Genomic DNA, 25,311 nt, shown 5'->3' with positions numbered 1-25,311 from the left:
GACGGTACGGCGCCGGTCCCACGGCGCCGCGCACCGCACCGCACGGCACAAGCACCGCATGGAGCGCGATCGGCGATGGAGACGCATCCGGAGGTTTTCCGCTTCGACCCCACCGGGCGCCGGCTCCAGGAGGCCAACGCCCGGCTCAGGAGCGTGGGCCCGGCGGCCCGGGTCGACCTCTCGGGCGGGGTCACGGCATGGTCCGTGACGAGGTACGACCTGCTCAGGCGGCTCGCGGAGGACGTCCGGGTGTCCCGCGACGCACGGCGGCACTGGCCCGCGCTGGCCGGGGTTCCGGCGGACTGGCCGCTCGCGCCGTTCCTCCTGTCGCCCACCGTGCTCAACGCCTACGGAGCCGATCACCGCAGGCTGCGCAGCGTCATGGAGGAGGCGTTCACGCCGCCGCGTCTGGCGGCGCTGGGCGAGCGGGTGCGGCGGCAGGTGGACGCCGCCCTCGACGCCCTGGAGGCGCACGGCTCCGGCAGGGTGGTGGACCTGCGCCGTGCGTACGCGGACGTGATCGCCGCTGGGACCGTGTGCGACCTGCTGGGCGTCCCGGAGGAGGAGCGGCGGCGCGCGCGGCAGGCGATCGGGCACCTGCTGGAGCCCTCCGCCGATCCGGCGGCGGCCGCCGCCGGGAGGAGCGAGGCCATGGGCTTCCTGACCGCCCTGCTGGCGGCCAAGCGGGACGCCAACGGGGACGACATGGCGACGACTCTTGTGCGAGCCGCGCACCTGACGGACGAGGAACGCCTGCTCGCCCTGGTCGTCACCATCGCCGGTGGCGTGCCGTCCGCCTCGGGCCTGATCGGCAACGCGGTCCTCGACGTCCTTCGGCACACGCGGCAGCGGCTCGCCGTCACCGAGGGCACGACGCCGTGGTCCGCGGTCGTGGAGGAGACGCTGCGTCAGGACGCGCCGGTGCAGCACATGCCGTTGCGGTACGCGCTGGAGGACATCGACCTCGGGGACGGTGTCGTCATCCGCCGCGGCGAGGCGATCCTCCTGGGCTTCGGGGCCGGCGGCCGTGACCCGCGGGTGCACGGCGAAACGGCGGCGACCTTCGACGTCGACCGGCCGGACAAGGAGCACCTGGCGTTCGGCCACGGAGTTCACCGCTGCATCGGGGAATCGCCGGCACGGCTGGAGGCGGCGATCGCCCTGCCCGCCCTCTTCGCGCGCTTCCCCGACCTGGAACTCGCCGAGCCCGCCGACGCGCTGGAACCGCTGCCCACACCGGTGTTCAACGCGAAGGCGCGGGTGCCCGTCCGCCTCTGACGCGACCGCCGTCCCCGGGGACCGCCCGCGGACACGGGGAATTCTCCGTCCCATGACCGCATTTCCGATTGGCCGGTGCACGGTTCATTTGTCGGCCGCACCGGATTCTCGCCCGCTGCCGCCGCCCGTGGCAACCCGGTACCCGGGGGAAGATGTGCGCCTGCACATATGAGAAGCCCGGTCGGCGGGAATTCCCCGATACCGGCCGTGCGGCGCCGGGCGGTCTGCCCGCGTTCATGGCCACTGATGCCTCTTCGTCCGGGATCACGCTGCTCACCAGGACGTATCCGGCCGCGCCGGGTTGCCCGGCCGCACGTTGAGCCGAGTTTTGGGAACGTTTTTACCCGTGGCTCGAATCATGCGCATCAAAAGGGCGGCGACATGTGACGGCACCAAGCGAGGTATTGACACACGGTCAATGCGGGTCCGGTAATGGTTCGTCGGTGGATCGGTGAATCCGCCGTCACCGGCCCCGAATTCGGGGCCCTGTCCGGATTGGTTGATTGTGTCGATATCCCCCTCCGCGAGAAGTGCCGCACCGGCCTTCCGCGCAATCGGTCGCGCCGCCGCCGTCCTCGGCGTCGCGGCCCTGGCGGCGCTGGGCCTCCAGCCGGCCGCACAGGCCCGGCCGACCACCCCCGTCGTGCACGCGGTCACCCATGCCGCCCGCACAACTGCCGCGCCGGACACCGCGCCCGACCTCGAACCCGTCTGCGACGCCCCCGCCAAGGGCCGTGCCGCCTGCTACGCGCTGCGCGCCACCGGTCAGCCGCCGCTCCTCCGCCTCGGCGCCTCGGCGACCCCGGCCGGCCTGGGCCCGCAGGACATCCAGAGCGCGTACAACCTGCCCGCGGACGGCGGTGCGGGGCAGACGATCGCGATCGTCGACGCCTACGACAACCCCAACGCCGAGGCCGACCTCGCCGTCTACCGCCAGCAGTACGGTCTGTCGCCCTGCACCACGGCCAACGGCTGCTTCCGGAAGGTCGACCAGCGCGGAGGCACCTCCTACCCGCAGCCCAGCCAGGGGTGGGCGGGGGAGATCGCCCTCGACCTGGACATGGTGTCCGCGGCCGCCCCGGGCGCGCACATCCTGCTCGTGGAGACCGACAACGACGGCCTGGACAACCTCGCCGCCGGCGTGGACGAGGCCGTCTCCCTCGGAGCGAAGTACGTCTCCAACTCCTACGGCCGGCCCGGTGATTCCGCCGACGACCTCGCCACCTACGGCGCCTCGTACGACCACCCGGGTGTCGCCGTGGTGGCGGCCAGTGGCGACAACAAGTACGGGGTCTCCTTCCCCTCGACCCTGCCGACCGTGACCGCCGTCGGCGGCACCACCCTCACCGCCGACCCGGGGTCCGCCCGCGGCTGGTCGGAGACGGTCTGGGCCCGGGACAACTACGGACCCGGCTCCGGGTGCGCGCAGAACCAGGTCAAGCCTGCCTTCCAGAAGGACACCGGCTGCACCGGGCGGAGCGTGGCGGACGTCTCCGCCGTGGCCGACAACGTCGCCGTCTACCTGACGTTCGGCGACCAGGGGACCGGCTGGCAGCGCTACGGCGGCACCAGCGTCGCGACTCCGGTGATCGCCTCCCTCTACGCCCTGGCCGGACCCCCGCGCCCGGGCACGTACCCCAACGCCTACCCCTACGCGGCCGGCGGCGCGGGCCTCAACGACGTCACCACCGGCTCCAACGGCACCTGCGCCGTCGCCTACTTGTGCACCGGCGGCCCCGGCTACGACGGACCGACGGGCCTCGGCACGCCCGCGGGCCTGGCCGCCTTCCGCAGCGGTCCGCACGGCACGCTGTCCGGCACCGTTAAGGACGCGGCCACCGGCAAGCCGGTCGCCCGCGCGACCGTCGGCTCCGGGCTGGACGTCACTACGACCGACACCGAGGGCGCGTACACCCTCGACCTGCCCGCCGGCACCGTGAAGGACCTGACGGTGAAGGCCTTCGGCTACACCGCCGCCGACCCGGTCACCCTGACCGTCGCCGACGGCCAGTCCCTGACGCGCGATGTCGCGCTCACCCCGATCCCGCGCGAGCACGTCCGCGGCACGGTCACCGACGGTTCCGGCCACGGCTGGCCGCTCTACGCGAAGATCACGGTGGCCGGTTCGCCGGAGGCCCCGGTGTGGACCGACCCGGTCACCGGCGCGTACCGGCTGGACCTGCCCCAGGGCGCCGACTACACCCTGGACGTCACCAGCAGCCTGCCCGGCTACGAGGCGCGGGAGCAGGGCGTCACGGTCGGGCACAGGTCCGTCACCGCCGACGTCGCGCTGACCGCCGACCCCGACGCGGCCACCGCCGTCGGCTACAGCCTCGAACGCGTCGGCGGCACCGAGACGTTCGACTCCACCGCCGGCGCCCCGCAGGGCTGGAGCGTCGTCAACGCCCCCGGGACCGACAGCGGCTGGGAGTTCGACGACCCGATCCAGCGCGGCAACCTCACCGGCGGCAGCGGCGCCTTCGCGGTCGCCGAGAGCGACAACGGACCGATCGGCCCGCACCAGGACAGCCAACTCATCAGCCCGGTCTACGACTTCTCCGCAGGACAGTCGGCCGAACTCTCCTTCAGGACCGAGTACGGGTACAACCCGAACAACCAGCAGATGAGCGTGGACGTCACCACCGACGGCGGCGCCACCTGGACGAACGCCTGGGCCTCGCCCAAGTCAAGCGACACCGCGCAGAACCGCACGCTCCACGTGGCCCTCGGCGCTTTCGCCGGGCACAAGGCCGTCCAGCTGCGCTTCCACTTCGTCGCGAACTGGGGCTACCACTGGGCGATCGACGACGTCTTCGTCGCGACCCGCACCCTCGTGCCCACCCCCGGCGGTCTGGCCGTCGGCACCGTCAGTGACGCCAACACCCACGCGGGCCTGGTCGGCGCCACCGTCACCGACCTCGGGAACCCGCAGTCCACCGCCACCACCACCGCGACCCCGGAGGACCCGGCCGTCGGCGACGGCTTCTACACCCTGTTCGCCGCGGGTCCCGGCAAGCACACCCTCGGCGCGACGGCGTCCGGCTACGCCACGGCGACGGAGCGGACCACGGTGCGTGCCGACCGGGTGACCCGCACGGACCTGGCCCCCGGCGCCGGACGTGTCACCGCCACCCCGCAGACGATCAGCGGCACCGTCGTCCAGGGGCGGCACACGACCGCACGGCTGCGCCTGGCCAACACCGGCACCGCGCCGGTGACCGTCCGTCTGGCCCAGGCCTCCGGCACCGGCTGGCTGACGCCGGGCGTCTTCCAGGTGACGCTGGAGCCGGGCCGGCGCACCACCGTCACCCTCGTCCTCGACTCCGCCTCCCCGGACGTCACCGCGCCGGGCGACTACCGTACGCAGATCACGCTCACCGGCGACACCCCCTACGCCGTCGCCCCGGTCCCGGTGACCCTGCACGTCACCGCGGCCCACGGACACGGCGCCTGATCACCCGTCATCCCCGCGGCCGTCCCCGGCCGGGCCTCGGCACTCGTGCCGGGGCCCGGCCGGGGACAACGTGTCCCAGGGGCGGTGTGGTCCGCTGCGCGGACGGCACCGCAGGGGCGAGAATCGGGACGAAAAGGACTCGGCGGTGAGGGAAGGCGGACGGACGTGCTCCACTACGACCTCGTGGTTCTGGGAATGGGCAGCGGCAACATGCTGTTCGGCGACGAACTCGCCCATCTGCGGTCCGCGGCCGTCGATCCCGGCCGGTTCGGCGGCACGTGCCTCAACAGGGGCTGCATCCCCAGCAAGATGCTGGTCGTCGCCGCCGACGCGGTGATGGACGCGCGGGAGGCCGCGCGGCTCGGCGTGCACGCCACGGTGGAGCCCGTGGAGTGGCGCGCCGTCCGCGACCGGGTGTTCGGACGGATCGACCCGCTCCACAAGGCCGCGGTGGACTACCGTCGAGGCAGCGGCGTGGACGTGTACACCGACGCGGCCCGCTTCGTCGCGCCGAAGGTGCTCCAGGTCGGCTCCGAGCGGATCGGCGCGGAGACGATCGTCGTGGCGGTCGGGTCCCGGCCGGTGATCCCCGACATCCCCGGGCTCGACACCGTGCCGTTCCACACCTCGGACACCATCATGCGGATCGACGAGGTGCCCGCGTCCCTGGTCGTCCTCGGCGGAGGCTTCATCGCGGCCGAGTTCGGCCACGTCCTCGACGCGTTCGGGGCGGAGGTGACGATCATTCAGCACAGGCCGCGGCTGCTGATGGCCGAGGACGAGCAGGTGTCGGCACGCTTCACCGAACTCGCCGCGCGACGCCACCGGGTCCTGCTCGACACCGAAGCCGTCTCCGTGGCACGCACCGCCGACGGTGTCGCGGTCACCGTGCGGGGCCCGCAGGGCGAACAGGTCGTCGAGGCCGAGGCGATGCTGGTGTCCGTGGGCCGCCGGCCCAACACCGACCGGCTGGACGCCGAGGCAGGCGGACTGGAACTGGACTGCGACGGCCACATCGCCACCGACGCCGCATGCCGCACGTCGGTACCGGGGGTGTGGGCGCTGGGAGACGTCGCCAACCACTTCCAGCTCAAGCACCGGGCCAACGCCGAGGTGCGCCTCGTGCGCCACAACCTGCTCCACCCCGACGACATCCGCACCCTCGGCACCAAGGGCGTGCCGCACGCGGTGTTCACGCATCCGCAGATCGCGAGTGTCGGCCTGACGGAGCAGGAGGCGCGCCGCCGCGGCATCGACTACCTCGTGAGCGTCCGCGACTACGGCGACGCGGCCTACGGCTGGGCGCTGGAGGACACCACCAGCTTCGTCAAACTCCTCGCGGACCCGGCCGACCGCACCCTCCTGGGTGCCCACATCATCGGACCCCAGGCCGCGACGCTCATCCAGCCCCTCATCCAGGCCGTGACCCTGGGGCAGAGCGTGGACCACGTCGCGCAGGACGCGCTGTACATCCACCCCGCCCTCACCGAGGTCGTGGAGCAGGCGCTGCTGGCCCTGTGACGTCTCGTGTCACGTCGGGAACGGGTCAGGACACGCCGGTGACGGACACCGTCGCCCGGCCGCCGTCCGACCGGAGGACGATGTCGAAGAGGAAGGCGTCACCCGCGCGCGGCCCCAGGACCTCCCACGCGCCGGCGGGGAGGGTGCGGGAGACGGTCTCGTGGCGTTCGCCCGGCGCCGATCCACTGATCGCCACGAGCCGCACCGGCGTCCTGCCGGTGTTCTTCAGCGTGACGGAGCGGGTCCGCGGGCAGTTCGCGGTGCTCGTACCGGAGCAGTGCCGGCGGACGTCCCCGAAGTGCGCCAGCCCGCACGAGACCTCGGTGGCGAAGGCGAAGTCGGACGTGCAGGTGGCGCCGACGCGCAGGCCGCCCGCGGCGTCCGCCCCGTCGCCGGGTCCGGAGGCCGAGCCGTGCGAACGCGCCACGGCGAAGGCGCCGAGCGCGGCGGCCGAGACGAGTGCGGCGGCGCCGGCGGTGACGAGTACGGCGGGCAGGGGTGCTTTCCGCACGGATGTGCTCCCAAGGTCGTGCTGTGGATCGGTGGTGCGGGTCGCCGGGGGCTTGATCGGTCGGGTCGATCCGCCCGCCGCAGCGGTGGTGTGACACGACAGGGCGTGCGGGGAGGGCGTGCGGACTGGTCACGGCACGTGGTGGTGCCCGGCGTTCGCACCGCTGTCATCCACCGCCCGGGCCCGACCTCACTGTCGAGCCATGGGGAACGTAGCAGACAGTGTTGATTGCCCGCGGCGCGGTCCCCGCCCGCAAGAGGCTGCGGGAGTCATGCTTTGACCGCATAGGGGATGATATGGGGGGCGTGCTGAGCGTGTTCGGTGTCCGGACACTTCGATGTGCACACCGAATCTCCATAACACCGTTTGACACTGTTGACGGTCGGCGGACCGCCGGCGGCAGCGGCGCCACCGGTGCGGGCGGGCGTCAGAAGTGGGTCTCGATGCCGAAGGCGCGCCGGAGTCGGGCCATGTCGTGGCGGTCGCGGTCGGCCGGCTCGTAGCCCTGGTGGAAGTGGACCTGCTGCTCGGCGGACAGGCAGGGGACCGCTGTTCCCCCGACGGTGCCGGTGGTGAAGCTCGCGGCGGGATAGCGGAAGGGGTGCTCCGGGTCGGGGGAGGACTGCACGGCGGACCCGTCCGCGGCGAAGGACAGGGGGTGGAGGTCGAGTTCCCGCCCGAGCGGGTCCGTCACGACGAACCGCACCGGCCGCCAGTCCAGGGTCTCGGCGAACCCCGCGTCCGCCAGGGCCGCGACGACGGCCGGCTCCTGCTCCACGCGGTGCATCAGGTCCAGATCGCGATGCGGACGTGTCTGCTCACCGACCAGCGCGTCGACCCCCCAGCCGCCACCGATCCAGACGTCCGTCCCCGCCCGCCGGAGCACGGCGAGCACGGACAGGACGTCGGCGGCGGTCATCATGCCGGGCCCCCCGGCGCCGGCGTCGCGGTCCCACGGACCGGGCGGGCCGGGACCTCGAAGACGAGTTCGCGCCCGTCCTCCTCGTCCCACTGCTCGCCGACCTCGACGAAGCCGAAACCCGCGATCGTGGCCAGGGACGCCACGTTGTCCGGGGCGATCGCCGCCCGCACGGTCGTGACCGACGGTTCCGCCGCCGCGCGGCGCAGCAACTCGGCCAGGGTGGAGCGGGCGTATCCCTGGCGACGGAAGGGAGGGGCGACCGCGTAGCCGATCTCGACCATGCCGGTCTCGTCGGGAGGTCCGTGGAAACCGGCGTGTCCGACGACCGGACCGCCGTCCGCCACGACCGCCTGCCGCACCATCCACCGCGCGCGGCCGGGATCGGCGGCCATCTGACCGAGCCGGTACCGCCACAGCCACCGTGCCCGGTCGGTCAGGAAGTACTCGGTCAGGGGAACGCCCGCGACCGCGCCGGCCCCGGAGAGGTCTCCTTCGAGCAGGGCGGACATCACGGCGCCGGACAGTTCCACGAAACGGACGTGCTGCGGGCCGCGCGCGAGCGGTCCCCGGTCATCGACGTCATCGGCCACCCGCGGATGGTCGCCGACCGGCCCCCGGCACGTCCAGCGAATTGAAGGGGACCGCGCTCAGCCCCGGCCGCCGCGTTCGAACGGGATCTTCTCGCCCGCCTCGACGGCCACCGGAAGGCGGTTCCCGACGGGCGGGAGGGGGCAGGTGGCGAGGTCGGTGTAGGCGCAGGGCAGGTTGGCTGCGCGGTTGAAGTCGAGGTGGACGCGGCCGTCGGGGCCGGGCGCGTCGATCTGGAGCGAGCGGTTGGCGGCGTAGGTGGTCACCCCGGAGGTGGCGTCCGTGAAGAGCGCCATCAGGCTGCCGGGCCGGGCGCCGTTGAAGACGGTCAGCCGGTGCGTCGCGCCGTCCAGCTCGAACTCCACCTGGCCGGGGGAGTCGTAGACGTGCTCCAGGCCCTCGACGGCGGCGCCCACGGTGACCGCGCGCGGGGTGTCGAACGGCACGAAGCGGCCCTCGCGGGCCCAGCGGGGGTCGGGGGCATAGGCGGGCGTGCCCGTGAACGCGGTCCGCAGGGCGCTGCCGGGATGGCGGGGGCGCACGATGTTGTGTCCGCCCCGCTTGGCGACCTCGATCACCGCGTCGCCGTGGCCCGCGTACACGCTGTCCCGCTCACCGATGACCCCGAAGTCGTGGCGGCCGTGCACCGCAGTGCCGTCGACCGTCAGCTCCTCGCCCTCGGCGAGATCGACCACCACGCGGTCGCCCGCGGCGGACCACGTGCCGGGGGCGTCGTCGAAGCGCTCGGGTTCCGGGCCGAGCCAGCGCAGACTCGTGATCGCCAGGAAGCCGTGCGGCCCGGCGAGGTTGTCCTCCTTGGCGCGGTGCCACCGTTCCCACTCCTCGGCGAAGGCCGCCCGATCGCCGAGGTCGGTCCGGTCGGTGTCCTGCACGGTCATGTCCGCTCCTTGGCCAGGCGCTGTGTTCCGTCCCACCCCGTACAACCCCGCCGGCCCGGCGCGTCATCCCCGGAGCGACGGGAAATCCGGCGGCCCCGGAACGCTCCGCGGCAGCCGCGGGTCGCACGGTGACGGGAGCGCCTCGCCGGCCACGTCCTGCCGCGCCGCGACCCGGAGACCGACCGCGTCGACCCCGGCATCCGGCGGATCCGGCACGACCCGGGACGACCTGGGGACACACCCGCGCCGAGGGTCGACGGCGACCCCGGGGTCTCCGCCCTGGCGGACGCGCTGCCCGCCGCCGCCGGCCCCGAGTTCGGAACCCGGCGGCACGGGCGGGGAACGACCGCGGCGGCTCGTCGGCGACCGGTCCTGACGAGCCGCCGCACGCCTCAGGGGCGGTAGACGACGCCGGGCAGCGGGACCGCCGGGGCGAGCAGCTGGGAGAAGGTGACCACGGTGTATCCCCGCTCGCGGAGGGTGTCGATGATGACGGGCACGGCCGGAGTCGTTCCCTTGTACCGCTCGTGGAGGAGGATGACCCCGTCGCGGTGGGTCTGGTCCAGGACGCGGCGGATGATCGTCTTGGTGTCCGTCGTGGCGTAGTCCTTCGCGGTGACACTCCACAGCACCTGCGCCAGACCGAGCCGTTTCACGACGGCCGACACCTTGTCGTCCGTACGGCCCTGCGGGGGACGCATCAGCGTGGGGGTGTGTCCGGTGATCGCCCGCACCTCCTCCTGCACGGGGACGAGTTCGCCGGTGATCCCCTTCTCGTCCAATGTGGTGAGGTTCTTGTGCGACCAGGTGTGGTTGCCGATCTCGTGGCCCTCGCGGGCCATGCGCAGCACCGTCTTCGGATAGGTGTCCGTGTGGCCCTTTCCCTGGAGGAAGAAGGTGGCGTGGACGTGCTTTTCCTTCAGGACGTCCAGCAGTGCCGGGGTCGGTCTGCTGGGGCCGCCGTCGAAGGTGAGCGCGACGCACTTGTCGGTGCGGCAGTCCACCGGCCGCTGCGGGCCCGGCGTCCCGGCCGCCTCCGCGGCCTCCCGCGCGCCGCGCGGGGACGTCACCCCGTGGAGTGACGTGCACGCCGCGGCCGATGCCGCGACGGCCGCGGTGACCAGGGCGAGGGCGGTACGGACGGCGCGTCCGGTCCGCAGCCTCACGAGTCCAGGTCCGGGTGGGCGCGCCGGACCCCTCGGCGGAGCAGGGCCGGGGCGGCCAGAAGCAGGACCACGCCCGCCGCGAGCACGACGCCCGCACCGAGTCCGGGCACCTGGATCAGGGCCAGGGTCGCGTGGGCCCAGATCCGCTCCATGATGTGCGCGGCCGCGTAGACCGTGACGACGACTCCCAGCAGCGCGGCCACCATGGCCGCGATCTCGGTCCGGGAAAGGCGGTGGGAGAATTGCTCGAGGTTCATGGCCTTCACATTACGGAAATGCGGGACCGGGGAATTCGGCCAGGGGGAGACGGTGTCGCGGCCGAAGGAACCACCAGGTCCTGGCGGCCTTCATCCTTTGGTACAGGAATTCCCCGCGCGTGTCGTCGGGAGTTGGCCGGCGGGCGCGGCGCAATTACCGTGGCGAGCGTGATCGATCTTCGGCAGGTGTGGCGCGAGCGGCCGCGTCTCGGGGACGGGCTCGTGGCGGCCGCGGCCGCGGCGCTGACCGTGCTCGTGGCGCGGGCCGACGCGGCCGGTCCGCCGGTCTATCCCCATCTGTCGGCGCACGCCGCGCTGTCCTGGCTCCTGCCGCCCGGCTGGGGGGTGGGAGCCCGGGGCACGGCCGTGCCGCTGCTGGCGTGCGTGGCGCTGTACTGGCGCAGGCGCTTTCCGGTGGCACTGGCTGTGACGCTCGTCGTCCTGGCCGTCGTATGGCCGACCGATGTCCCGCTGCTGGTGGCACTGTTCACCGTCGCCGCCGGCTGTCCGGGCCGGGTCACCGCGGCGGTCAGCGGTTTCGCGCTGCTGCCGGTACCGGCGCGGCCGTTCGTGGGGCTGTTGCGGCTGCTCGGGGAGCGCGAGCGGGAGGTCGCCCTCGCCGTCGCCCAGGGCATGACCAACGCGGAGATCGCCGCCTCGTGCTTCATGAGCCTGCCGACGGTCACGTCGCACGTCTCCCACATCCTGACCAAGCTCGGCCTGAACAACCGGGTCCAGATCGCCCTGCTGGTCTACCGCGCGGAGCTGGTCTGACCGGTCGGGCAGCCGTGCCCCGGAACGCGCCCCCGTTCTGCGCGGTGGGCCTGCGGGCGCGGGCCCGGCAGTGGAACACTGGGTCCTGAAGAGTCGTTCAGGGGAGTCGAGATGAGCGCTGCTGGGCCGGGGGGCGAGGCCGCGGCCCGTTCCTGGACCGACACGCCCCAGGGCGGCCCGACGGTGCTGCGCATCGTGCTGGGAACGCAGTTGCGCCGGCTGCGCGAGGAACGGGGCATCAGCCGCGAGGCCGCGGGGGACGCGATCCGAGCCTCGCACGCGAAGATCAGCCGCCTGGAACTGGGCCGGGTGGGATTCAAGGAGCGCGACGTCGCGGATCTGCTCACCCTGTACGGCGTGAGTGACGAGCAGGAGCGCGGTGAGCTCCTCGGCCTCGCCCGCCGGGCCAACACCCCGGGCTGGTGGCACCAGTACGCCGACGTCCTGCCGGGCTGGTTCGAGACGCACATCGGTCTCGAGGAGTCCGCGCACACCATCCGGACGTACGAGGTGCAGTTCGTGCCCGGGCTGCTGCAGACCGAGGCCTACGCCCGGGCGGTCACCCGGCTCGGCCACCCCCGGGCGACGGAGAGCGAGGTCGGGCGTCGCGTCGCCATGCGGATGACCCGTCAGAAGCTGCTGGCCAGGCCGGGCGCGCCGCGCCTGTGGGTGGTGCTGGACGAGGCGTGTCTGCGCCGGCCGCTCGGCGGTGTCGAGGTGATGCGCGGTCAGCTGGAGTACCTGATCGAGGCCGCGAGGCTGCCGCATGTGACGCTGCAGATCGCCCCGTTCGACGTCGGCGGCCTGGCCGCGGCGGGCGGCCCGGTCACGATCCTGCGGTTCTCCGAGCCCGCGCTGCCCGACATCGTCTATCTGGAGCAGCTGACCAGCGCCCTCTATCTGGACAAGCAGGAGGACGTGGAGCACTACCTGACGGTCATGGACCGGCTGGCGGCCGAGGCCGAGCCGCCGCGCAACTCCGCCCGGTTGCTGGCGGGCCTGATCGACCGTCTCGGCTGACGGCCGGCACGCCGTCGGATCGGCACACTATCCTTGCGCACAAGGGTGGTTGGGCAGCGGCGGTGTGGAGAAGGATGGCCGGCATGACGGATCAGGATTCCTGGGTCGACCAGACCAGACCCAGCATCGCGCGCGTGTACGACTACCTGCTCGACGGCAAGGACAACTACGCCGTCGACCGGGAGATCGGTGACGTCTTCAAGCGGGACATGCCCGGTTCGGTGGCGATCGCCTTCGCCAACCGCGCCGCGCTGGTCCGCGCGATCCGGGAGATCGCGACCACCACCGATGTGCGGCAGTTCCTCGACCTCGGCAGCGGTCTGCCGACGGCGGACAACGTCCACCAGGTCGCGCAGCGGCACGCGCCGGGTTCCCGGGTGGTCTACGTCGACAGCGACCCGATCGTGCTGGCGCACGGCCGGGCGCTGCTGGAGGACAACGACGACACCCGGGTGATCCAGGCGGACGTGCGGCAGCCCGAGGGCATCCGCGAGCACGCGGACACCTTGGAACTGATCGATTTCAGCCGCCCGGTGGCCGTCATCTTCAGCGCGATCCTGCACCATGTGAACGATGACGAGGACCCCGCGAGCATCGTCGGTTACTGGCGCGACCAGGTGCCGTCGGGCAGCTACTTCTTCGTCAGCCACTTCCGGTCGGGCAACAACCCGCAGACCGTGGAGGCCGAGCGGGTCCTGCAGCAGACCTTCGGCCGCGGCCGGTGGCGCACCGACAAGGAGATCGAGGGCCTGCTGGAGGGTCTGGAGATCCTGGAGCCCGGGATCGTCCCCGCGGCCCTGTGGCGGCCCGAGGCGGCCGACACCGCCCGGATCGGGCAGGCCGAGCGGGAACTGACGGTCTGGGAGCACCTGATCTCGGCCGGGCTGGCCCGGAAGCCGTAGTCCGCGACGGCGGACCGGCGGGCGCCGGTCCGCCGGTCGGGCCTGGACCCGGCCGCCGCTGCGACCTCCTCGGGCCGGCCGGCCCGCTGGAGCGGTGTCCGGTCCGCGGCGCCGGGTGGAGGACTCGTGGTCGGCCCGGTGCCCGGCCGGGTCCTCGATGCCGCGTCCGGCCGTCGGGCCCGGGGTGAGGAGTTCCCCGTGCCCGGGACACCCTGGACGCTGACGCCGAGGACCAGGTCGTCGTCCTCCCGCCACGGCCTCCGCCAGGCCGCCCGCGACGCCTGGGCCGGCATCGGCGATCACGGAGTCCAGGTGCCCTCCGCCGGCGCGGTCGAGGCCGGCGGCCCCTGGCACGTCGCACCGCACGGCGACCGCGGCGCGGCCGTCTCCGCGGTGGCCGGCGAGGCGCTGGGCGGTCGTGCGTCCGGCGCCGCCGGAGGCTCCGTGTGACCGGGGCTGTCTTTCCGTCCATGGGGGCTTCGCGGGTCCTTGCGGGGGAAGCCGGAGCGACCCCCGCGGTGTGCGGGGGTCGCTCCGGCCGCACCCCTTTCTGGACCGCGCCGTCAAGAATTGGTACGGTAGGGCCATGGCACGACCCCGAAGCTTCGACGAGGACCAGGTACTGCGCGCTGTCAGGGACCGGTTCTGGTCGAGCGGCTACGCGGGGACCAGCGTCGACGACATCCTGCGCGACACCGGACTCGGCAAGGGCAGCCTGTACGGCGCCTTCGGCGACAAGCACCAACTGTTCCTGCGCGCTTTCCGCGAGTACTGCGATGGGCTCGTCACGGCCATCGGCGGCCGGCTGGAGGGACCGGACAAGGGTGCGCTGGAGCGCCTGAGCGCCCAGGTGCGGGAGATCGCCGAGGCCACCGCCGCCGACGTGGCCCTGCGCGGCTGCCTGCTCGCGAACGGCGCGGCGGAGCTCTCCGGCCGCGACCCGGAGGTCCAGGCGATCGCCCGCCGCACCTTCGCAGCCCTGCAGGAGCTCTTCACCTCCAGTGTCGCGGCCGCCCAGCGCGCGGGCGACATCGCCCCCGGCGCCGACCCGGGGCACCTGGCCGCCCTGCTGCTCGCCGTCATCCGCGGCATCGAGGCCCTCGGCAAGGGCGGCAGCAGCCCCGAGTCCCTGCACGCCATCGCCGACACCGCTCTGTCGCTGCTGCCCCGCCCGTAGGCCGCCCCGGTCCCCGGGGCCCCTGGTCAGGGACCCCGGTGGACGAGCCCGCCGGTCCTACGGGATGCGGTCGGTGAGTTCCAGGACCGGGGGATCGGTCCTGAAGGTCTCCGGGTACTTGGCCGCCGCGCCGGTGTTGAGCACCACGACCTCCTCCTCGCCCGAGAGCCACCCCCGTTCGCGCAGGACGCGCACCGCCGACAGCGTCGCGGCTCCCTCGGGGCAGAGCAGGGCGCCGTCCGCGGCGGCGCACGCGTCCCGGTCGGCGAGCAGTTCCTCGTCGCTGACGGCCACGGCGTGGCCCTTGGTCTCGTAGAGCGCGTCCAGCACCATGAAGTCGCCCAGTGCCTTGGGAACGGTGATGCCGAACGCCACCGTGCGCGCGTCCTGCCAGGGCTCGCTGGTCCGTTCGCCCCGCTCGAAGGCGCGCACGATGGGGGCGCAGCCGGTGGACTGGACGCTGACCAGGCGCGGAAGGGGGCCCTGGAGCCAGCCGAGCTCGCGCAGTTCCAGCAGGGCCTTGTGGATGCCGATGAGGCCGACGCCTCCGCCGGTCGGGTAGACGATGACATCCGGCGCCCGCCAGCCGAGCTGTTCGGCGATCTCCAGGCCCATCGTCTTCTTGCCCTCGATGCGGTACGGCTCCTTGAGCGTGGCCGCGTCCATCCAGGTCCCGGGGTCGCTCTTGATCTTCTCCGCGACGAGCCGGCCCGCGTCCCCGATCAGTCCGTTCACCAGGTACAGATCGGCGCCCGCGGCCGCGCACTCGGCCCGGGTGATGGCGGGCGCGTCCACGGGCATGGCGATCAGCGCGTCGAGGCCGGCGCGCGCGGCATACGTGGCCCAGGCCGCACCGGCGTTGCCATTGGTGGGCATGGCGACGCCGCGTGCCCCCAGTTCACGGGCCCTGGCCACGCCGACCGCCGCGCCGCGGGCCTTGAAGCTGCCCGTGGGCACCAGTCCCTCGTCCTTCATCACCAGTCCCGGGACGCCGATGGACCGGCCGTAGCGCGGCAGCGGCACCATCGGGGTCATGCCCTCGCCCAGGCTGACAACGTTGCCGGGGTCACGGACCGGCAGCAGCTCGTGGTACCGCCACAGCGACGGCTCCCGCCCCGCCAGGTCGGCGGGGGTGAGCGAGGCGCGCAGCCGCTCCAGGTCGTAGCGGGCCAGCAGGGGTGAGCCGCAGGCGCAGAGGTTCTGCACCCGGTCGGCGTCGTGGCGACGGCCGCACCGCGCGCACTCGAGGTGTGTCAGCGTGCTGAAGGGCAAGGTCATGACTCCCTTCCTACCCCGGGAGGGCGGCCCGGGGGAACACCTGCCGGGTGCGGGTGAGGGCTTCGCGGTCGTTGTCCGGAAGGCGCCGTCAGTCGGCTGTCATCGGATCAATGCGCGAAAATCCTTGAACGTCAGCCCCGTTGACAGTCAATCATGTACGGCTCAATCATCAGACGTCCGATGAATCGAGTCGCCTTCTTTGGGGGCTGATCATGGCCATGTATCCACGACGCCAGGTGCTGGGAGCCGCGGCCGGTGCCGCCGCCCTGGCCGCCGTACCGCTCGCCGGCCCGGCCGCTGCCGCGGAGCGAGCGGCGGGGGAGGCGGGGGAGCGGGGGACCGGCCCCTGGGCCGCCGTCCCGGATCCGGTGCCCGTCCCGCTCGACGCGCTCTTCGACAACGACGGCATCGACACCGCGGCCGCCGGCGGCGGGAGCTTCGACGGTTCCGGCTACACCTTCCCCGGTGAGGAGCTGCCCTCGGGCCGGATCGAGGTCGGCGGCATCCCCTTCCTGTTCCCGGCGGCCGGGGCGGGGACGTACAACAACGTGGTCGCCAGGGGCCAGCGCATCGACCTGCCCAGGGGCCGCTACCTGTCCGCGCTGTTCCTGACGTCCGGCAGCTACGGCAACGCCTCCGGAACGGCCACGGTGCACTACGCCGACGGTTCGACGACGGCCGCGGGACTCGGCGGCGCCGACTGGTACGCGACCGGCGGTTCGCTGTCGGCGCCGTACCGCTACACGCCCGGCGGCGGAACCGACCGGCACAGCGTCGGCATCGGGGTCGCCGAGGTGTGGATCGACGCGGGCCGGGAGGCCGTCGCCGTCACCCTCCCCGACGTCGGCCCCGCAGAGGAGGGCCGCACCGCCCTGCACGTCTTCGCCCTCTCCCTCCAGGCGCCGGCCGAGGGCCGGGCGCTGCTGGTCAGGGACGCGCACTCCACGCACTCGCTGCTGGAGTCCACCGGCGCGCAGAGCGTGGAGGCCACCGTCCTGAACGCGGGCACCGTGGCGGTCCTCGCCGACGACGCGGTCTCCGTGACCGTGGACGTCCCCGGCGCCAGGACCGTCGAGCCCGCCCGTATCCGGCGCCTCGGCCCCGGCGAGCAGGCCCGCGTCCGCGTCGGCATCCGCAACCGCCCCGGCACCGCGCCCGGCACCCGGCAGGACGGCACGGTCACCGTGCACGGCCGGGGCACCCGCGCGGCCGCGGCCGGCGCCGGCCTGACCCTGGGGACCGCCGACTACGAACCCACCGAGACCTCGCTGTCCGGCCACCAGGCGCCGTACTGGTTCCAGGACGCGAAGTTCGGCATCTTCATCCACTGGGGCGTGTACTCGGTGCCCGCCTGGTCACCGGTCGGCAAGCAGTACGCCGAGTGGTACTGGAACAGCATGCAGGACCCGGGCGACGAGGTGTACGCCTACCACCGGGCCACCTACGGCGAGGACTTCGCCTACGACGACTTCATCCCGATGTTCACGGCGGAGAAGTTCGACCCCCGCGCCTGGGTGGAGCTGTTCCGCGACGCCGGCGCCCAGTACCACGTGCTCACCTCCAAGCACCACGAGGGATTCGCCCTGTGGGACAGCGCGGTCTCCGACCGCAACGCCGTGAAGCTGGGCCCGCGCCGCGACCTGATCAGGGAACTCTTCGACGCCTCCCGGCGGTACGCCCCCGAACTCCGCCGCGGCCTGTACTTCTCGATGCCGGAGTGGTTCAACCCCGACAGCCCCTGGATGGGCCATGCCCCGCGCAATCCGTACACCCTGGCGTCCGTGCCGTACACCGGCTACACGGCCGGCAAGGACTTCGTGAGGGACTACCAGGCCCCGCAGATGCTGGAGCTGATCCACCACTACGACCCGCACGTGCTCTGGTGCGACATCGGCGGCGACAACGACAGCGTCCACGTGCTGGCCGAGTACTTCAACCACGCCAAGAACCGGCACCGGCCCGTCGACGTGACCGTCAACGACCGCTCGGGCATCGGGTTCCACGACTACACCACGCCCGAGTACACCACGTACGACACCACCGTCGTCGCCAAGTGGGAGGCCAGCCGCGGCCTGGACCCGCGCAGTTACGGATACAACCGGGCGACCCCGGACGACGCCTACATGACCGCCGAGGAGGTCGTGCACAGCCTCGTCGACATCGTCTCCAAGAACGGCAACTTCCTCCTGGACATCGGGCCGCGCGCCGACGGCACCATCCCGGAGATCATGCAGCGGCGGCTGCGGGAGACCGGCCGCTGGCTGCGCACCAACGGCGAGGCGATCTACGACACGACGTACTGGTCGCTGATGGCGCAGCTCGGCGAGGACCTGCGCTTCACGGTCCGGCCGAACCGGGCCTTCTACATCCACAGCCTGGTCCGGCCGGGCGCCCGGCTCACCGTCGAGGCGCCGGTGCCCGTCCGCGGCGGAGACACGGTGACGATGCTCGGCCACGACCGGCCCCTGCACTGGACGGTCCGGAACAGGGCCCTGGTGATCGACGTCCCCGAGGCGGCCCGCAGGGCGGGGGAGCACGTGTGGGTCTTCAAGGTGGCCTGGCACGACTGAGCGTCCCCCGGCCGGCCCCGCGCCCTCTCCGCGCCCGCCTTCGCCGGAGGAGGGCGCGGGGCCGGGCGTGCCGGCTCAGGCGGCGCCGGGTGCGGGCTGCCAGCTCCAGTTGGGGCGCTCGTAGGCGACCTCGAAGCCGAGCCGGAGCATGTTGTGCAGGGAGGGGTTGCGGGTGCCCGGGTCCTCCGTGCCGGTCTCGGCGATGAGGAAACGGCAGCCGAGGTCCCGCGCCGCCCGTGCGCGGGCGGCCAGGAGGGCGGTCTGGCCGCCGCGGTTGCGCGCGTGGGGGAGGACCGCGCCCGCGAACAACTGGGCCGTGTCGCCGTGGACGTGCATGGTGCCGGTGCCGACGATCTCCCCGTCCAGCCAGGCGGCGAAGGCGTGCCATCCCGGCTGGGTGGCCGACGACGCGGACAGCTCGGCGTAGTGCTCCTCGGGCATCCCGAACGCGCGGACCAGGACCGTGCCCCACTCCGCGGCGTGCTGCGGCTCCACCGGGGTGACGGTGATGCCGGCGGGTGCCGTCTCCAGGGCGTCGGCGCGGGCGATGACGTCCTGCGTCGCGCCGACGAGCTTCACCCAGGACGACCCGGCGGTGATGCCCTCCCTCGCGCGGATGGCGTCCCAGTCCTCGGGGAGGAACGCGGGGGCGATCTGGAGGACGGCGTACGGGGTGCGCTCCGCCCGGTAGAAGTCGCAGACCTCGCGGATCAGCTCGGCGGTGACGGGGCCGGTCGTGCCGAAGCCCAGGGCCTTGCTCCAGAAGCGGGTGGGGTCATTGCGCACCGACAGCACGACTCCGCCGCCGACCCGTGCGGCGTTCATGCCCATGGCGGCGCGGAGGGACTCAGGAGCGCCGGTCTCGAAACGGAACAGCGCCTCTGCCTCCGACTGCTCGGCGACCGACGGGTGGACCAGGGTGTTCATGGGGCTACCGGCTCTTTCGGGTCTGGTGCGTGTACGGACGGTTCGGACTGCACGGGGCCCGGCGCCGCGCGGGGCGCGGCGGCGGACACCGACATGACGTCGCCGCCGGGCGGAAAGTTCGAACCGGTCCCTGTGATGCGGACCACTCGTCGGGTTCCGGTGTGTCGCGTCCTCCCACCATGACCCACGGACACACGGTGCGCCGGTTTGTCGCGCTTCCTGCCGTGCCGTCCTGTCGCGCTGCACACCGTGTGCGTCCCTGACCTGCGGTCGGACGGGAGGGCGTCCTGAACCGTCGACCCCACGGTGTGCACCGGTTGTTGTGACAGCTCCGCGTGCCGGTCCCGCGGCGGGGCCGCTCCGCAGCGTGACGCCCGGGCCAACGCCGGCTCGGCGTCCGGCGAACGCGAGATCTACGCGGGAAGAATTATTGTCATGGACACTTCCCAAGGTGCCGGAACTGGCGCTACTAAGTGGTAGTCAGTTCACCGCTCAGGGAGGTTCCGTGAGACCCACGAAGTCGTTGTCGGCCCTGGCTACCCTGATCATGGCCATGGTGTTCGGCCTGCTCCTGTCGAGTCCGGCACACGCCGCCGGCCCTGCCTACGTCGCGCTCGGAGACTCGTACTCCGCGGGCAACGGCGCGGGCAACTACGACAGTGCGAGCGGCAGTTGCCACCGGAGTTTCAGCGCGTACCCGTACCTGTGGAAGAACGCCCACGCCCCGTCCTCGTTCGCCGACACCTCCTGCTCCGGCGCGGTGACCACCGACGTGACCAACAGTCAGCTCGGTCCGCTGAACGCCTCCACCGGGCTGGTCTCGATCACCATCGGCGGCAACGACGCGGGCTTCTCCGACGTCATGACCACCTGTGTGACCGGCTCCGACACCACCTGCGTCAACCGGGTCAACACGGCGGAGAACTACGCGCGTAACACCCTCCCGGCCCGCCTGGACGCCACCTACGACGCGATCCGTGCCAAGGCCCCCAACGCGAAGGTCGTCGTTCTGGGCTACCCGCGGGTCTACACCCTCAACGTCTTCTGCGTCGGCCTCTCCGACACCAAGCACCGCAAGATCGACGAGGCGGCCGACGTCCTCGACAGCGTCATCGCCGCCCGGGCGGCCGCCCACGGCTTCGTCTTCGGCGACGTCCGCGGCACCTTCAACAACCACGAGCTCTGCTCCGGCGACGACTACCTGCACTCCCTCGTCATCTCGCCGAGCTGGGAGTCCTACCACCCCACCGCCACCGGCCACTCGAGCGGCTACTACCCCGTCCTGAACGCCAACAGCTGACCCCGCACCGGTACCGAGCACCGGCGTCCGGCCGGGAGCCCGCCCGCGAGAAGTCGCGGGCGGGACCCCGGCCGCACTGGTCGTCAGGTGCCGGTGCCGGGCCCGTCGCGCGCCCTGTCACGACGACGGAGCCGGCGGCGGGGAAGCCGCTCGTCCGGAGCTCCCGGGGGCCTCGGCGGGCGTCGGCGCGGCGGACGGCGGTCCGCCGCGCCGGAACGGGCTCAGGTCAGCGGGTGGCCGCGTCGACGAGCGCGCGGATGGTGTCGGCGGAGGCCGGGGTGGCCGCCGCGTTCGCGAAGTCGGCGGAGCCGCCCGCGTACGGCGGGCCGTAGACCGGAGTGCCCGGCTGCGAGCGCCAGCTGTCGGCGAGGGTGCCGTAGGCGAGCGCGTCGTAGCCGAGCAGGTCGAGGAGCTCGGCGGCGTGCGCCACGGCGGCCGGGTCGTCGCCCGCGACCGGCAGCGCGGTGCGGTCGGGTGAGCCCTTCGGCCGGGCGAGCGCGGCCAGGTGGCGGAAGAAGATGTTGTTGAAGGCCTTCACCACGTGGGACTCGGGGAGGTGGCTCTGGAGCAGCTGGCTGTCGGTGCTGCTGCCGTCCTTCAGCACGGCGATCTCACCGTCCCGCTGCGGGTAGTAGTTGCCGGTGTCGATGACCGTCTTCCCGGCCAGCGGTGCCACCGGGACCTGGTCGACGGCCTTGAGGGGGATGGTGACCACGACCCAGTCGCCCGCCGCCGCGGCCTCCTCCGGGGTCGCCGCGCGGGCCCGCGGGCCGAGCTCGGACACCAGGTCCGCGAGCGTCTCCGGCCCCCGGGAGTTGCTGAGGACGACGTCCAGCCCGGCGTCCGTCGCGAGCCGCGCCAGAGTGCCGCCGATCGATCCGCTGCCGATCAGTCCAAGAGTTGCCATGGTGTGACCTCGTCCTTCACAGTCCAATGCGTTCGGTTCTGGTGCAACGATCGTCGCCAAGTGCTTTCTTCCGCCGCTTCGACGCGCCTTGACTTCGAGTGCGCTCGCATCCGTAGCGTGTGCGGCATGAGCGAACTGCGGGCGGACCGCCCGGTGAGGGTGCTGGTGACCGGCGGGACGAGCGGCCTGGGCCTGGCCATGGCCTCGGCCCTGGCCGAGGCGGGCGCGACGGTCGCGCTGACCGGCCGCTCCGGCACGCGTGCCGACGAGGTCGCCGGGCGGCTGCCGGGAGCGGTCGGCGTCGCGATGGACGTGCGCGACGAGTCCTCCGTGGCCCGGGCCGTCGACCGGGTGTGGTCGCGGCTCGGCGGCATCGACCTGCTCGTGAACAACGCCGGGATCGGCATGCGCACGGTCAACCCGCGCTTCATGACGGAACCGCAGGCCTTCTGGGACGTGCCGGCCGACGGATTCCGCGCGGTGATCGAGACCAATCTGACCGGCTACTTCCTGGTGGCCCGCGAGGTGACGCCGCGGATGCTGGCCGCGGGCGGCGGACGCATCGTCAACATCGCGGTGAACGAGTCGACCATGCTCAGGACCGGGTTCGTCCCCTACGGGCCCTCGCGGGCCGGCAGCGAGGCGCTGTCCCGGATCATGGCCGCCGACCTGCGCGGCACGAGCGTCACCGTCAACCTCCTGCTGCCGGGCGGAGCGACCGCGACCGGCATGCTGCCCCGGGACGCCGCGCCCGGCAGCATGACGATCCTGGACCCCTCGGTCATGGGTCCGCCGATCGTCTGGCTGGCGTCCGACGCCGCGGCGGGCGTGCACGACGAGCGCATCGTCGCCGTCGACTTCGAGCGCCGGCCGCCCGCCGGGAACGGCCCGGGCTGAACGCCCGGGGCCGGGGCGGCCGGAACCGCTCGGGACGGTGCCGCCGCCGGCGGGCCGGCCCCGCGATTCCCTGGGCACATGAGCGGTTGCGCCCGGTCGGTGCGAGAAGGCCGCGGCCGTCGGGCTCACGGCACCAGCTGCGCCATGACGTCCGTCGGCAGGGACGGGTTGGCCGCCGCTTGCCGCACCACCTGCCCGTCGTCGTCGCCGAGCAGCTCGGTGATCGCGGAGGGCGGCAGGCCGGGATGGCCGGCGGCGATCGGCCTGGCCTGCCGGTCGGACAGGCAGGCCAGCAGCGCCGCGGCCGGGGCGGCGGGATGCCGGGCGATCGCGCGCAGCGCCTTGGGGACCGGTGGCCGGTGCCGGGTCAGTTCCTCCAGCAGGGCCGGTGTCGCGCCGGGATTCGTCGCCACCTTGGCGACCACGCGCACGCCGTGGCGTCCGATCATCGCCCGCAGGCCGGCCTCGGAGAGACCCGGGTGCGGGGCGACGGACTTGACCACTTTGGCGTCGGGGTCGCCGGCCAGGGCGTCGCGCACGGCGTCCGGCAGGTCGCGTCGTTCCGCCACGAGCATCCGGACGACCGGGTTCCGGGACGCCGCCATCTCGTCGACCTCGGCCCGGGAGGCCGCCTCGACGCGCGGCAGCCGTGTCGGCCCGATCCGGGCGACCCGGGTGAGGTGGTCGAGGACGTCGAGCGGCAGACGCGGATGGTGCGCGAGCCGCCGTCGGACATCGTGGCCACGGTCGTCGGCCAGCGAGCGGATCAGGGGCTCGCCGATCGCGGGATTGTCCGCGAGCCGCTCGCGGACCCAGGGGACCGGATCCTCGGCGAGACGTGCGTACACCTCGTGCGGCAGGTCCGTGCGGGCTGCCAGTGCCTGGCGCAGCAGCACCGAGGGGTGACCGGCGAAGCGCGCCGCCGCCGCGGGCGGCGTCGCCGGGTTGTCCAGGGCCTTCTGCCGGATCTCGTGCAGCGTGGACTCGTGGGAGCCGTCGCAGGCGGCGCCCGGCGGCAGTTCGCAGTGGGGCCTCGCACAGTTCGGGTCGTGGACGAAGGGGATCGGTTCGCGGTCGCAGACCCGGCAGGAACGGGCAGGGGGCAGTCCGGAGCCGGTGAGCAGAGACTCCAGCACGCCCGGTGGTGTCGCCTCGTTGGCCGCCACCGAGCAGCGGACGTCGGCGTGCGGATGCGCCGCGAGACGGGCGGCGTCCTCCGGGACCGTTGTCCACAGCGCGAGTTCCGCGGCGACCTGGACGTCCGGGTCCTCGGCGAGCGCCGCCACGACGTCCGGCGGGAGATCCGGGCAGGCGGCGAGCTTCTCCCGGTACTGCGCCCCGGGGTCGGCGGCCAGCATGCGCGCCCACTCCTGGCGGCCCCTGCCTTCCTCCAGCAGGGCCAGGGCCGCGCGCGGCTGCGCTGCCGGGTCGATGTCGTCGGCGGTCAGCCTGCCTTCATGGGCGAGCCGGATCCCCGCTCCCTCGAACCGCGCGGCAAGTGCGCGCACCTGAGCGCGGCTCAGGTCCGGGCGGCAGACGAGGGCCTCCGCGAGGTCGTCGTCCGCACCGGCGACCATTCGGTCGATCAGCCCTGACGGCAGGAGCGGGTTGACGGCCAGGCCGTGCAGTACAGGGTTCACGGGGGTACATGCTGCCCGAAGGACGTCCGAACGGCCCCTGGATTACCCGGGCGCCGTCCTTCCGGCGACCGCGGCGCCGGGCCTGGGGGCCGAGGGCCACGCGGATGAACGACGCCACGAGGACGTCGACACCGGCCCGGCACGCCTGCCCGGACCCCGAAGTCCTGGCCGACGCCCGCCTCGGCACTACCTCGCCCTGCCCGGCGGTGACCGTCGCTCAGGCCACCCGCAGGTCGTCGATCGCGTCCTCGTCCCAGTCGATGCCGATGCCCGGGGACTCGGGGGGCACCACGCAGCCGTCCACGATGCTCAGCGGGGTGCGCGTGATCGCGGCCAGCTGCGGGATGTGCTCGACGTACATGCCCGCGGGCACGGCGCAGGCCAGGCTGGCGTGCAGTTCCATGAGGAAGTGCGGGGCGACCTGGACGTTGAACGCCTCGGCGGTGTGGGCGGTCTTGAGCCACGGGGTGATGCCGCCGACGCGGGCGACGTCGACCTGGACGATGCCGGCGGCGCCCGCTGACAGGTACTCGGCGAAGCGGCCGACGGCGTAGAGGGACTCGCCGACCGCGACGGGGATCGAGGTCGAGGCCGCGAGGCGGACGTGCCCCGCGAGGTCGTCGGCGGGGAGGGGCTCCTCGAACCAGGCGATGTCGTACGGCTCGTACGCGCGGGCCCGGCGGACGGCCTCGGCGCCGGTCATGGACTGGTTGGCGTCGACCATGAGCACCCAGTCGGGCCCGACCGCCGCACGGACCGCGGCCAGGCGCTCGGTGTCCTCGCCGACGGTGGGCTTGCCGACCTTGACCTTCGCGCCGCGCAGGCCGCGTTCCCTGGCCCGCACGGCGCTGCTCGCCAGCTCGTCGGGGGTCAGGTGGAGCCAGCCGCCCTCGGTGTCGTACAGCGGGAGCCGCTCGTGGGCGCCGCCCGCGAGCCGCCACAGCGGCTCGCCGGCGCGCAGGCAGCGCAGGTCCCACAGGGCGGTGTCCACGGCGGCCAGGGCGAGCGAGGTGATCGCGCCGACCGAGGTGGCCCGGGTGACCGACAGGAGCCGCTGCCACAGCGCCTCGACATTGCGGGCGTCGGCCCCGACGAGCAGCCCGGCCAGGTGGTCGCGGAGCAGGGCGAGCACCGAACTGCCGCCGGTGCCGATGGTGTACGCGTAGCCGGTGCCCGTCAGGCCGTCGTCCGTGGTGAGGGAGACCAGGATCGTCTCCTGGCGGACGAAGGTCTGCAGGGCGTCGGTGCGCAGCACCTCCGGTTCGAGGAAGACCATCCGGCACTCGACGCGACTGATCCTGCTCATGGGGACGACCACGTACC

General features: G+C 73.1%; 22 protein-coding genes. 11 read left to right on the top strand and 11 right to left on the bottom strand.

The features are described 5' to 3' along the window. Positions 1-75: 75 nt before the first annotated feature. The 3 genes from PV364_RS09845 to PV364_RS09835 all read left to right on the top strand — a co-directional run bounded on the left by PV364_RS09845 (position 76) and on the right by PV364_RS09835 (position 6,253). Positions 76-1,278 carry a cytochrome P450 gene (locus tag PV364_RS09845; RefSeq protein ID WP_319659398.1) on the top strand — a complete coding sequence of 401 codons (1,203 nt, stop codon included), beginning with the start codon at positions 76-78 and terminating at the stop codon, positions 1,276-1,278. A gap of 505 nt (positions 1,279-1,783) precedes the next feature. After that, positions 1,784-4,732, top strand: coding sequence for a carboxypeptidase regulatory-like domain-containing protein (locus PV364_RS09840; RefSeq protein WP_319659397.1), 2,949 nt, complete (start codon positions 1,784-1,786; stop codon positions 4,730-4,732). Positions 4,733-4,897: 165 nt separating this feature from the next. Next, positions 4,898-6,253 (top strand): mycothione reductase, encoded by a 1,356-nt coding sequence (locus tag PV364_RS09835; protein ID WP_319659396.1) that lies wholly within the window; start codon positions 4,898-4,900, stop codon positions 6,251-6,253. A gap of 25 nt (positions 6,254-6,278) precedes the next feature. On the opposite strand, the gene PV364_RS09830 is transcribed toward PV364_RS09835, so the two are convergent. From PV364_RS09830 to PV364_RS09805, 6 genes are all read right to left on the bottom strand, one after another. Continuing rightward, a complete protein-coding gene (locus PV364_RS09830) occupies positions 6,279-6,764 on the bottom strand; it encodes a hypothetical protein (protein ID WP_319659395.1) in 486 nt (161 codons plus the stop codon). Positions 6,765-7,191: 427 nt separating this feature from the next. Continuing rightward, positions 7,192-7,683, bottom strand: a complete 492-nt coding sequence (locus tag PV364_RS09825) for a nucleotidyltransferase domain-containing protein (RefSeq protein WP_319659658.1) — start codon at positions 7,681-7,683, stop codon at positions 7,192-7,194. Beyond that, positions 7,683-8,195 (bottom strand): GNAT family N-acetyltransferase, encoded by a 513-nt coding sequence (locus PV364_RS09820; protein WP_319659657.1) that lies wholly within the window; start codon positions 8,193-8,195, stop codon positions 7,683-7,685. Before PV364_RS09820 ends, PV364_RS09825 begins: the two co-directional genes overlap by 1 nt. Before the next feature lie 138 nt (positions 8,196-8,333). Further along, entirely contained in the window at positions 8,334-9,173 is an 840-nt protein-coding gene (locus PV364_RS09815) for a DUF1684 domain-containing protein (protein ID WP_319659394.1), read from the bottom strand. Between the two features lie 392 nt (positions 9,174-9,565). After that, positions 9,566-10,339, bottom strand: coding sequence for a polysaccharide deacetylase family protein (locus PV364_RS09810; protein ID WP_319659393.1), 774 nt, complete (start codon positions 10,337-10,339; stop codon positions 9,566-9,568). After that, complete coding sequence (locus PV364_RS09805; RefSeq protein WP_319659392.1) at positions 10,336-10,596, bottom strand: hypothetical protein; 261 nt, start codon at positions 10,594-10,596, stop codon at positions 10,336-10,338. Before PV364_RS09805 ends, PV364_RS09810 begins: the two co-directional genes overlap by 4 nt. Positions 10,597-10,764: 168 nt before the next feature. Here PV364_RS09805 and PV364_RS09800 point away from each other — a divergent pair, with 168 nt between their 5' ends. From PV364_RS09800 to PV364_RS09780, 5 genes are all read left to right on the top strand, one after another. Continuing rightward, positions 10,765-11,370, top strand: coding sequence for a helix-turn-helix transcriptional regulator (locus tag PV364_RS09800; protein ID WP_319659391.1), 606 nt, complete (start codon positions 10,765-10,767; stop codon positions 11,368-11,370). 111 nt (positions 11,371-11,481) lie between these two features. Continuing rightward, a complete protein-coding gene (locus tag PV364_RS09795; RefSeq protein ID WP_319659389.1) occupies positions 11,482-12,390 on the top strand; it encodes a helix-turn-helix transcriptional regulator in 909 nt (302 codons plus the stop codon). 74 nt (positions 12,391-12,464) lie between these two features. After that, positions 12,465-13,292 carry an SAM-dependent methyltransferase gene (locus PV364_RS09790; protein ID WP_401976885.1) on the top strand — a complete coding sequence of 276 codons (828 nt, stop codon included), beginning with the start codon at positions 12,465-12,467 and terminating at the stop codon, positions 13,290-13,292. 198 nt (positions 13,293-13,490) lie between these two features. After that, positions 13,491-13,742, top strand: a complete 252-nt coding sequence (locus PV364_RS09785; RefSeq protein ID WP_319659387.1) for a hypothetical protein — start codon at positions 13,491-13,493, stop codon at positions 13,740-13,742. A 136-nt stretch (positions 13,743-13,878) separates the two neighbouring features. Beyond that, on the top strand, positions 13,879-14,469 hold the full coding sequence (locus tag PV364_RS09780; protein ID WP_319659386.1) for a TetR/AcrR family transcriptional regulator: 591 nt from the start codon (positions 13,879-13,881) through the stop codon (positions 14,467-14,469). Between the two features lie 57 nt (positions 14,470-14,526). Here the strand turns inward: PV364_RS09780 and PV364_RS09775 are convergent, their stop codons facing one another. Continuing rightward, a complete protein-coding gene (locus tag PV364_RS09775; RefSeq protein ID WP_319659385.1) occupies positions 14,527-15,747 on the bottom strand; it encodes a threonine synthase in 1,221 nt (406 codons plus the stop codon). Positions 15,748-15,959: 212 nt separating this feature from the next. On the opposite strand from PV364_RS09775, the gene PV364_RS09770 reads away from it, so the two are divergent. After that, positions 15,960-18,317 (top strand): alpha-L-fucosidase, encoded by a 2,358-nt coding sequence (locus PV364_RS09770; protein ID WP_319659384.1) that lies wholly within the window; start codon positions 15,960-15,962, stop codon positions 18,315-18,317. A 75-nt stretch (positions 18,318-18,392) separates the two neighbouring features. Here PV364_RS09770 and PV364_RS09765 read toward each other — a convergent pair whose 3' ends face one another. Further along, a complete protein-coding gene (locus PV364_RS09765) occupies positions 18,393-19,244 on the bottom strand; it encodes a GNAT family N-acetyltransferase (RefSeq protein WP_319659383.1) in 852 nt (283 codons plus the stop codon). A 547-nt stretch (positions 19,245-19,791) separates the two neighbouring features. Between PV364_RS09765 and PV364_RS09760 the strand changes: the two genes are divergently transcribed. Further along, a complete protein-coding gene (locus PV364_RS09760; protein WP_401976999.1) occupies positions 19,792-20,544 on the top strand; it encodes an SGNH/GDSL hydrolase family protein in 753 nt (250 codons plus the stop codon). 226 nt (positions 20,545-20,770) lie between these two features. Here PV364_RS09760 and PV364_RS09755 read toward each other — a convergent pair whose 3' ends face one another. After that, on the bottom strand, positions 20,771-21,451 hold the full coding sequence (locus PV364_RS09755) for an NADPH-dependent F420 reductase (RefSeq protein WP_319659381.1): 681 nt from the start codon (positions 21,449-21,451) through the stop codon (positions 20,771-20,773). A 126-nt stretch (positions 21,452-21,577) separates the two neighbouring features. Here PV364_RS09755 and PV364_RS09750 point away from each other — a divergent pair, with 126 nt between their 5' ends. After that, positions 21,578-22,348 carry an SDR family oxidoreductase gene (locus tag PV364_RS09750; protein WP_319659380.1) on the top strand — a complete coding sequence of 257 codons (771 nt, stop codon included), beginning with the start codon at positions 21,578-21,580 and terminating at the stop codon, positions 22,346-22,348. Positions 22,349-22,473: 125 nt separating this feature from the next. Here the strand turns inward: PV364_RS09750 and PV364_RS09745 are convergent, their stop codons facing one another. Then, positions 22,474-23,988: a hypothetical protein gene (locus PV364_RS09745; RefSeq protein WP_319659379.1), complete on the bottom strand. Its 1,515-nt coding sequence runs from the start codon at positions 23,986-23,988 to the stop codon at positions 22,474-22,476. Positions 23,989-24,205: 217 nt separating this feature from the next. Then, a complete protein-coding gene (locus PV364_RS09740; protein ID WP_319659378.1) occupies positions 24,206-25,294 on the bottom strand; it encodes a mandelate racemase/muconate lactonizing enzyme family protein in 1,089 nt (362 codons plus the stop codon). Between the last annotated feature and the right edge of the window lie 17 nt (positions 25,295-25,311).

It is taken from the genome of Streptomyces sp. MI02-7b, from assembly GCF_033793585.1.
Taxonomy (GTDB): domain Bacteria; phylum Actinomycetota; class Actinomycetes; order Streptomycetales; family Streptomycetaceae; genus Actinacidiphila.
The sequence above is the reverse complement of the archived record's forward strand: the minus strand, read 5'-3'. Positions and strand labels throughout refer to the sequence as shown.

Coding starts and splice junctions, on each gene's coding strand:
- PV364_RS09805 (WP_319659392.1), bottom strand. CDS start 10,596: ATGAACCTCGAGCAATTCTCCCACCGCCTTTCCCGGACCGAGATCGCG.
- PV364_RS09740 (WP_319659378.1), bottom strand. CDS start 25,294: ATGAGCAGGATCAGTCGCGTCGAGTGCCGGATGGTCTTCCTCGAACCG.
- PV364_RS09820 (WP_319659657.1), bottom strand. CDS start 8,195: ATGTCCGCCCTGCTCGAAGGAGACCTCTCCGGGGCCGGCGCGGTCGCG.
- PV364_RS09755 (WP_319659381.1), bottom strand. CDS start 21,451: ATGGCAACTCTTGGACTGATCGGCAGCGGATCGATCGGCGGCACTCTG.
- PV364_RS09825 (WP_319659658.1), bottom strand. CDS start 7,683: ATGACCGCCGCCGACGTCCTGTCCGTGCTCGCCGTGCTCCGGCGGGCG.
- PV364_RS09775 (WP_319659385.1), bottom strand. CDS start 15,747: ATGACCTTGCCCTTCAGCACGCTGACACACCTCGAGTGCGCGCGGTGC.
- PV364_RS09845 (WP_319659398.1), top strand. CDS start 76: ATGGAGACGCATCCGGAGGTTTTCCGCTTCGACCCCACCGGGCGCCGG.
- PV364_RS09790 (WP_401976885.1), top strand. CDS start 12,465: ATGGCCGGCATGACGGATCAGGATTCCTGGGTCGACCAGACCAGACCC.
- PV364_RS09750 (WP_319659380.1), top strand. CDS start 21,578: ATGAGCGAACTGCGGGCGGACCGCCCGGTGAGGGTGCTGGTGACCGGC.
- PV364_RS09770 (WP_319659384.1), top strand. CDS start 15,960: ATGGCCATGTATCCACGACGCCAGGTGCTGGGAGCCGCGGCCGGTGCC.
- PV364_RS09780 (WP_319659386.1), top strand. CDS start 13,879: ATGGCACGACCCCGAAGCTTCGACGAGGACCAGGTACTGCGCGCTGTC.
- PV364_RS09760 (WP_401976999.1), top strand. CDS start 19,792: ATGGCCATGGTGTTCGGCCTGCTCCTGTCGAGTCCGGCACACGCCGCC.
- PV364_RS09765 (WP_319659383.1), bottom strand. CDS start 19,244: ATGAACACCCTGGTCCACCCGTCGGTCGCCGAGCAGTCGGAGGCAGAG.
- PV364_RS09795 (WP_319659389.1), top strand. CDS start 11,482: ATGAGCGCTGCTGGGCCGGGGGGCGAGGCCGCGGCCCGTTCCTGGACC.
- PV364_RS09815 (WP_319659394.1), bottom strand. CDS start 9,173: ATGACCGTGCAGGACACCGACCGGACCGACCTCGGCGATCGGGCGGCC.